This is a genomic window from Streptomyces sp. NPDC046931 (assembly GCF_040644655.1).
Taxonomy (GTDB): domain Bacteria; phylum Actinomycetota; class Actinomycetes; order Streptomycetales; family Streptomycetaceae; genus Streptomyces.
Genome location: NZ_JBEYWX010000052.1, coordinates 1 through 8,387, shown reverse-complemented (window position 1 = coordinate 8,387; position 8,387 = coordinate 1). Strand labels below are relative to the sequence as shown.

Annotated in this window: 6 protein-coding genes and 1 pseudogene; 4 read left to right on the top strand and 3 right to left on the bottom strand. The window is 70.9% G+C overall.

Annotated elements, in window-relative coordinates; all coding sequences use genetic code 11:
- Positions 1–91: 91 nt before the first annotated feature.
- The 3 genes from ABZ876_RS38915 (at position 92) to ABZ876_RS38905 (ending at position 2,906) form a co-directional block, all read left to right on the top strand.
- A complete protein-coding gene (locus tag ABZ876_RS38915) occupies positions 92–754 on the top strand; it encodes a spherulation-specific family 4 protein (RefSeq protein ID WP_361791119.1) in 663 nt (220 codons plus the stop codon).
- Positions 751–1,575 carry an endo alpha-1,4 polygalactosaminidase gene (locus ABZ876_RS38910; RefSeq protein ID WP_361791116.1) on the top strand — a complete coding sequence of 275 codons (825 nt, stop codon included), beginning with the start codon at positions 751–753 and terminating at the stop codon, positions 1,573–1,575. The genes ABZ876_RS38915 and ABZ876_RS38910 overlap by 4 nt, the downstream gene beginning before the upstream one ends.
- A 128-nt stretch (positions 1,576–1,703) precedes the next feature.
- Positions 1,704–2,906 carry an acyltransferase gene (locus ABZ876_RS38905; protein WP_361791113.1) on the top strand — a complete coding sequence of 401 codons (1,203 nt, stop codon included), beginning with the start codon at positions 1,704–1,706 and terminating at the stop codon, positions 2,904–2,906.
- Between the two features lie 52 nt (positions 2,907–2,958).
- On the opposite strand, the gene ABZ876_RS38900 is transcribed toward ABZ876_RS38905, so the two are convergent.
- Entirely contained in the window at positions 2,959–4,140 is a 1,182-nt protein-coding gene (locus ABZ876_RS38900; protein ID WP_361791110.1) for a helix-turn-helix domain-containing protein, read from the bottom strand.
- 151 nt (positions 4,141–4,291) lie between these two features.
- Between ABZ876_RS38900 and ABZ876_RS38895 the strand changes: the two genes are divergently transcribed.
- Entirely contained in the window at positions 4,292–5,779 is a 1,488-nt protein-coding gene (locus tag ABZ876_RS38895) for a long-chain fatty acid--CoA ligase (protein ID WP_361791107.1), read from the top strand.
- A gap of 59 nt (positions 5,780–5,838) precedes the next feature.
- On the opposite strand, the gene murJ is transcribed toward ABZ876_RS38895, so the two are convergent.
- Together murJ and ABZ876_RS38885 are read right to left on the bottom strand one after the other, a co-directional pair.
- Positions 5,839–7,524: a murein biosynthesis integral membrane protein MurJ gene (gene murJ / locus ABZ876_RS38890; RefSeq protein WP_361791104.1), complete on the bottom strand. Its 1,686-nt coding sequence runs from the start codon at positions 7,522–7,524 to the stop codon at positions 5,839–5,841.
- A gap of 729 nt (positions 7,525–8,253) precedes the next feature.
- A pseudogene (locus ABZ876_RS38885) lies at positions 8,254–8,387 on the bottom strand (succinate--CoA ligase subunit beta); the annotation flags it as partial.

Here is an 8,387-nt window from a genome sequence, read left to right as displayed (position 1 = left end):
GCCCTGACGGCGATTGGTCTTTCCTTGCCCTGCTCCGCAGGGGTCCGATTCCTCCCCGGCCTGAAGGCCGGGGCATCCTCGGAGGTATCAGGTGACCCTGCTGGTTCCGCTGTATGTCCACCCGGCCGAGGATCCGGGCGCGTGGCACCGTCTGATCAGGGCCGCGGCCCACACCTACGCCATCGTGCTGAACCCCGCGAACGGGCCGGGCACGGGCCCCGACCGGGCGTTCACAGCGGTGGCCGAGGCGCTGCGGGCGGCCGGGGCCCGGCTGCTCGGCTACGTCGACACCGACTACGGGAACCGTGACCGTACGCAGATCACCGAGGACCTGCGTCGGCACCAGAGGTGGTACGCGGCCGACGGCTGCTTTCTGGACCGGGTGACCGCGACCCCGGCCGGGCTGCCCGCATGCCGTCGGCTGGTGCGGTCCGTGCGGCGGCTCGGCGCCGCAACCGTCGTGCTGAATCCGGGAGTTCACCCGGCGCCCGGATATGCGCGCCTCGCCGACCTCACCGTCACCTTCGAGGGCCACTGGTCGACGTACGTGTCGGCGTTCAGCAGACCGCAGTGGACGGCACGGCACCCGCCCGAGCGGTTCTGTCACCTCGTCTACGGGGTGCCCGAGGCGCTCGTGCCGCTCGCGGTGCGCACCGCGAGCGAGCGCGGCGCGGCGGTGTCCGGGCCTGTGACCGGTGAACCGCCCAATCCCTGGGCCCGGTTGACCCCCGCGCTGACCGGGAGCGAGCGATGAGGAGCACGGGACTGGCCCGCCTCGTCCTGCCGGCCGTGGTGGCGGCCTCCGTGCTGACCGGCTGCTCCGCCACGGACGGCGGGCACGACAGGGGCGGCGCGCACGACGGCCGCCCGGGAAGGCCCTTGTGGAAGCCGCGCCCCGGCCTGGCCTGGCAGTGGCAGCTCGACGGGAAGGTCGACCCCTCGGCGGACGTGCCCGTCTACGACATCGACGGCTTCGAGAACTCGGCGGCGGACGTGGCCCGTCTGCACCGGGCCGGGCGCAAGGTCGTCTGCTATGTCAACGTCGGCGCCTGGGAGAACTTCCGGCCCGACCGGGACGCCTTCCCGCGCTCACTGCTGGGAAGGGTCAACGGCTGGCGGGGCGAGCGGTGGCTGGACATCCGCCGCCGTTCGGTGCTTCGCCCGATCATGGAGCGGCGCTTCGACATGTGCCGCGCCAAGGGCTTCGACGCGGTGGAGCCGGACCTGGTGGAGGGCTACGCCAACGCCACCGGATTCGCGCTCACCGCACGCGATCAGCTCGCCTACAACCGCATGATCTCCGAGATCGCCCACGATCGCGGCCTGTCGGTCGGCCTGAAGAACGACCTCCCGCAGATCCGTCACCTCGTGCGCGATTTCGACTTCGCGGTCAACGAGGAGTGCGCCCAGTACGGCGAGTGCTCCTCGCTCACCCCGTTCATCAAGGCGGGCAAGGCGGTCTTCCACGTCGAATACGCCGAGCCGACCGAGAAGTTCTGTGCCGAGTCCCGTCGGCTGAAGCTGTCGTCGATGCTGAAGAAGCCGCAGCTCGGGGTGTGGCGCAAGCCCTGCTGACCGGGCCGCGTCCTCGGCGGTGTGGTCCGGACGGATGTGAATGTGGGCTACGACACCCGAATGAAACGGGTTGAACGGGCAACGTTCCCTCTCATGCCCCGTTCCAACCGCCTCCGGCAGGTGAGACGATGACGACGGCGACCAGGGCGCCCCGGACGCCGCCCGCCACGGCCATCGCCGCCCAGAGTCCTTCGCACGCTCCGGTGTCCCCGCTGCCGTCCCTCACCGGGCTGCGATGGATGGCCGCGCTCCTGGTCTTCGGACTGCACGTGCGCAACTTCGGCTACTTCTCCGGCACCGGCGACCGCATCATGACGTGGGGCTTCGGGTCCGGCGCCACCGGAGTGTCGTTCTTCTTCATCCTGTCGGGGTTCGTACTGACGTGGTCCGCGCGGCCGGGCGACCGTGCGCTCGCCTTCTGGCGGCGGCGCATCGCCCGCGTCTATCCGGTACACCTCGTCACCGCCGCGATCGCACTGCTCATGGCCTGCACACTGGCCCATCAGGCGAGACCGACCCTCACCCAGGGCCTGGCGAACGTCCTGCTGGTGCATTCGTGGTGGCGCCCCTGGTGGCAGACGCTGGACCCGGTCAGCTGGTCGCTGGCCTGCGAGGCCTTCTTCTACGCCGCGTTCCCGCTGCTGGCACTCGTCCTGCGCCGTCTCGGCGCCCGGGGATCGGCGGCGCTGGCCGGTGTGTCGGTACTGACGGTCCTGGTCCTCAGCCGGGCGGACGCCCACCACTGGCTCCCCCAGCCGATCAATTCCTTCCCCGCCGCCCGCCTGCCGGAGTTCGTCCTCGGTGCCGCCACCGCACGCCTGGTGATCCTCGACCGGTGGCGCGGACCCGGCCTGGAGGCCTCACTCGCTCTGGCGATCATCGGCTACTTCCTCGTCCCGCAGGTCACCGCCGGCTACCCGGCCACCCCCTGCACCCTGATCGGCTTCGCTCTGCTCATCCCAGCGGCGGCGGTGGCGGACCTACGGGGCCTGCCCTCGCTCTGGCGGCACCGGCGCCTGGTCCGCCTGGGGGAGATCTCGTTCGCCTTCTACATGGTCCACCTGCTGGTACTGCAAGCCGGGACCAGCGTGTTCGGCACCTCCCCTCGCTTCGGCCCGCCGACCGCCGTGGCCCTCACGGCCGTCACGTTCGCCCTGTCACTCGGCCTGTCCTGGGTGCTGTACGAGGCGGTGGAACGTCCCGCGAGGCGGCTGCTGCTCCGCAAGCGCCGTTCCGTCACGATCCAGCCGGCCGCGCCCGCGCTAGACGCTGCGGCCACGGCGCCGTCGACTCCGATCCCCGACAGCCGGCACGACCGCCGGAGCGAGTGACTCTCCCTTGTGCGTGGGCACGGCCGCGCACGACCGCGGCAACGGCGTGGCTTCAAACGCGCCGTTGCCGCTGGGCGGGACCGCGCACGGCGAGGAGCGCGGCGCGGAGATCGGCCGCCGTTCGCGGGTCGGACAGGGACCGGCCGGTCAGTTCCTCGACACGGCGCAGCCGGTAGCGGACGGTGTTGGGGTGGACGAACAGGCTCTCGGCCGCGACAGCGGCGGAGCCCGCCGCGGCGAACCAGTGCTCCAGCGTCTCGACGAGGCGGGCACGTTCCGGGGCCGGAAGGTCGAGGAGCGGCCCGAGCGCGACTTTCACCAGATGGGCCGCCTCCGCCGGCGCGGCGGCCACGACCATGGCCAGGGGTTGGTCGTCGAACCGCGCGACACCTGGGCCGCTGCCCGGCAGACTGGCCAGGGCCAGCCGGGCGAAGCGCAGGGCCTGCGGTGTCTCGCGCAGGGAGTGAAAGCCGGGGCTGACGCCCACGCGAGCGTGTGCGCGACGCAGGATGCGCAGGCCCGTGCTCTCCGCCGCCTGCGTGGTCAGGGCGACCAGCCCGATCTGCTGGTCGGGCAACAGCCGCCAGGCTGACGGCAGATGAGCCTGACGGAGCGCGGTCTCGATCCCCACGAGCGGCTCGGTGCCGGGCGCCGCGGATTCGGATGCGACGACCGCGTAGGGTCCACGTTCGGGCAGGCCGAGTTCACGGGCGGCCTCCCACAGTGTGGTGCGGTCGGCGATGACGCCGGTGAACAGCGCTTCCACCAATGCGGAGCGCCGCGCCTGGCGTTGCAGGGTGAGTTCGGCGGTGGTCTCGCGGTGGGCCTCCGCCACTGCCTCGGCGTAGAGGCCGAACAGCGACCAGATCTCGGCGGAGTGGGCCACCAACTGGGCGTCCGAGACCTCGGGGTGGAGGTAGGCCTCCTCGAGGATCTCCGACCACAGGAACTCGAAGCCGATGCGGTAGGCGTGCAGGGCGTCGGCCAGCGGGACGCCTTGCTCGGCGCGGATGCGACCGGTCTCTCGGGCCGGGCCGGGATCCGGGGCATCGGCGCGGCGCAGATCTCTGAGGACCAGGTCGGCGTTGGCCGTGCAGGAGCACCGCAGCGAGTCGAAGGGGATGAGCGCCTCGTCCCGGTAGGCGACGACATCGCAGCGGATACGCTCCGCGATGCGCTCGCCGAGTTCCGGGAGCCGTGAGTGAAGCGCCGCGGCCACGCCGGAGAAATCCATTTGCGCAGTTTAACGCCCCGGTTTTGTCGCCGGGAACAACGCGGGGAAGGGGACGCTGTCGGCCGCCCCATGGTCCGTCGCGGCCGGCGCGCTGCACGATGGCGTCCGGATGAACAGCGGATTTCAGCGGTGAGATGCGTGGAGGCGGGGCATGGCCAATCTGGCGGAGTTCTTGGCATGGACGACGGAGCGGCAGCCGGGCCGTCCCGCGCTGCGTCTGGGCACGCAGGTCACCACGTACGCGGAGCTGGACGAGCGCAGTGCCCGCGCCGCCGCACTGCTGCGGGCCGAGGGGGTCCGGCCGGGTGACCGGGTGGCCCTGATGCTGCCGAACGTCCCCGAGTTCGTCGTGCTGTACTACGGCGTACTGCGGGCGGGAGCGATCGTCGTACCGATGAATCCGCTGCTGAAGGCGCGGGAGATCGGGTACCAGCTCGGTGACTCGGGCGCCGCCGTGCTCTTCGAGTGGCACCAGGCGCCGGGCGAGGGTGCGCAGGGTGCGGCGGCCGCGGGGGCGCGGCACATCGTCGTGGAGCCCTCCTCCTTCGCCGCTCTGCTGTCCGGACACGAGCCGATGACCGCGGTGGCGGAGACGGCCGACGACGACGTGGCCGTGCTGCTGTACACCTCCGGCACCACGGGGCGGCCCAAGGGTGCCGCGCTCACCCACGCCGGGCTGCGGCACAACACCGAGGTCAACACCGAACATGTGCAGCGGATGACACCGCAGGACGTGGTGGTCGGCTGTCTGCCGCTGTTCCATATCTTCGGCCAGATCTGCGCGATGAGCGTGGCCGTCCACAGTGGCGCCTCACTCACCCTGATTCCCCGTTTCGATCCGCAGACCGTGCTGGAGGCCATCGTCCGGGACCGGGCCACGGTCTTCGACGGGGTGCCGACGATGTACGCGGCGCTGCTCCAGCATCACGCGCAGGTGGACGTGCCGACGCTGCGGATGTGCCTCTCCGGGGGTGCCTCGCTGCCGGTGGAGGTCCTGCACGGTTTCGAACGGCGCTTCGGATGCCCGGTGTTGGAGGGCTTCGGCATGTCCGAGACCAGCCCGGTGGTCACCTTCAACCACCTCGACCGGCCCCGCAAGGCCGGGTCGGTCGGCACCCCGATCAAGGACGTGGAGGTCCGGCTGCTCGACGAGGAGGGCCACGACGTGGGTCCCGGCGAGGTCGGTGAACTGGTCGTACGCGGACCGAATCTGATGAAGGGGTACTGGAACCTGCCGGAGGAGACCGCGGCCGCCATCCCCGACGGCTGGCTGCGCTCCGGCGACCTCGCCCGCCAGGACGAGGACGGCTTCCTGTATATCGTCGACCGCAAGAAGGACATGATCATCCGCGGTGGGTACAACGTCTATCCGCGCGAGATCGAGGAGGTGCTGCACGAGCATCCGGCCGTCGCGCTCGCGGCCGTGGTGGGCGTGCCCCACCAGCGGCTCGGGGAGGAGGTCGCCGCGGCGGTGGTGCTGCGCAAGGGTGCCGAGGCCACACCGGACGAACTGCGTCAGTTCGTCAAGGACCGTGTGGCGGCGTACAAGTATCCGCGTACGGTGTGGCTCGTGGACACTCTGCCGACCGGCCCCAGCGGCAAGATCCTCAAGCGGGAGATCAGCGTTCCGACCGGGTGATCCGGGCGGGTGAGCCACGGCGGTGGACCGCGGTGTCCCCGCCCGGCTCCTGCCGCTGTCTACCTCAGCCCGGGCAGACGCCCGACTTCCCCGACTTTCATCAGGCGAGCGAGAACGAGGTAGGTCATGCCCAGCGTCAGCGTTCCCGCGGACAGTGCGGCGGCGGTGGGCCAGGTGCCCGCCCCGAGAACGGCAGCGCAGGCACGAGCGGCGACCCACGCCAGGGCGGCGCCCAGGCTCGCGGCGCACACCAGCTTGCCGTAGGTGCGACGCACGGCCCCGTCGTCGATGCGGCGGCCGACCCGTTTGCTCAACAGCCGTGCGGTGAGGGCGAGTCCGGCCAGATAGGACAGGGTGTAGGTCCCGGCCATGCCGGTCACGGCCCATCGCGCGGACAGCAGCAGGTGGCAGGCGGTGGCCAGGGCGATGTTGAGCGTCGCGATCCACACGGCCATGAGGAACGGAGTGCGGGTGTCCTCGAAGGCGTAGAACCCACGCAGCAGGAGGTACTGGGCGGAGAAGGGGATCAGCCCCGGGCCGAACGCCTGGAGCATGTGCCCGAGCGGCTGGGCCGAGGCGGCGTCGGCCGCGCCGTGAGCGAACAGCAGCGTCGAGATCTGCGGGCCGAGCGCGAGGAAGAGGAAGGCGGCGGGCACGATGACGACTCCGCTGACCCGCAACGCACGTGACAGATCCGCTCGCAGATCAGGGAGACGGTCTTCGGCGGCGGCCTTGCTCATGCGCGGCAGCAGCGCGGTCACCAGGGAGACGGTGACGATGGACTGCGGCAGCATCCAGATGGTCTGCGCATAGGTGTAGGCGGAGTAGCCCACACCGGCTTTCGGCAGCTCCCGGTCGGCGCTGTTCGCATAGTTGGTGATCACGATCAGGGCGATCTGATTGGCCAGGACGAACAGCAGCGTCCATTTCGCGGCGTGGACACCGGAACCGAGTCCGGTGCCGCGCCAGTCGAACCGGGGCCGGAAACGGAATCCCGCGGCCCGTGCGAAGGGGATCAGCGCGAGGGCCTGGACCGCGATGCCGGCCGTCGTCCCGACGCCCAGCAGCCGGACCTGGGCGGCGGTGATGTCCTGCACGCGGTCAGGGACGGTCATCAGGCTCAGGTAGGCGCCGAACATGCTTGTCAGAACGACGTTGTTGAGGACCGGCGTCCACATCATCGCCCCGAACTTCTCCCGGGCGTTGAGCACTTGTCCGTAGATGCCGAACAGGCCGTAGAAGAAGATCTGCGGCAGCAGGAAACGGGCGAAGACCACCGTCAGTTCGAACGCCTGATGGCTGTGGGGGGTGTCCGGGATGTAGAGGGCGACGATCTGCGGCGCCGCCCACACCGCCAGTGCCGTCCCCGCACCCAGCACGGTCACCACCAACGTCACGAGACGCTGCTCGTAGGCCTGGCCGCCGTCGGCATGCGTGGCCCGGGCCCGTACCAGCTGAGGCACCAGCACGGCATTGAGCGCACCGCCGACCAGGAGGGTGTACAGGCTGGTCGGCACGGTGTTCGCCGTGTTGTACGTACTGGCCAGCAGGCCCGTGCCCAGCGCGGCGGCCTGGAGCACCTGCCGGATGAGCCCCGTCGCCCTGGACACGACGGTGCCCAGGGCCATCAGTAAGGACGAACGGGCCGTCCCCGTTGCCGCCTGCTTTCGCCGAGCGGCATGGCGCCCCCCTGCTCGACGACCTGATGACGCGGCAGGCGTCGCAGTCTTCGTCCCCTCCACCATGCACCCAATCTATGTCATCACGATCTTTGGGCTCCGCTCGGCCTGAAGCCGCGTCATCGAACGTCCGTAGGTGGCTCGTGGTTGACGGCACGACCCACGTTCGGGTGACCGTGTGCGGCAGTCGGGCTGATGGGGGATGGGGCCGACCGGGTTACTTTTCGGCCTGGAGACACTCGGAGGGAGTACGGGCTCGCGCCCTTGCCGTGTCCTTCAGCGGTGCAGGCGGGGGTCGGGTTGAGGGTAATCACGTTGCTGCTGCGATTCCGCTGTGCCGGCGTGGTGCCGGCCTTCGCGGCTGCGGCGAAAGGACGACCTCTGATGCGAGTGACCCGGACCATGTTCGCCTCCGCGGCGGTTGCCGCCGCCGTTGCGTTGTCCGCTCCCGCCGCGCACGCCTACGTGCAGGCCGGGGGCGCCCTGACACTGACCAGGGACGACCACCACGGCGGCCAGTCGCACGGCGGGCAGGGCGGCGGGGCCCAGAAGTGGCAGGGCGGCGGTGCCCAGAAGTGGCAGGGCGGCGGTGCCCAGAAGTGGCAGGGCGGCGGTGCCCAGGGTGACGACGCCCAGGGCGAGGAGTCGCAGGGCGGCGCCGGCGCCTGGGGCGGCAACTCGGCCAACGCCGGCGGCCAGCACGCAGGCGCCCAGCAGGCCCCCAGCGGCGGTATCCCCGCCGGCGGCGGTGCCCTGGCCGGCACCACCAGCACCAGCGGCCTGGCCGCAGGATCGATCCTGCTGCTCGGCGGCCTGGGAGCGGGCGTCTACAGCCGGCGGCCTTGTCGTGGAGCTCCGCGAACTCGGGGTGACGGAACTCGGCGTTGTCGTCGAGCGACACCTTGCCGTCGAGGGCGATGACGTCACCG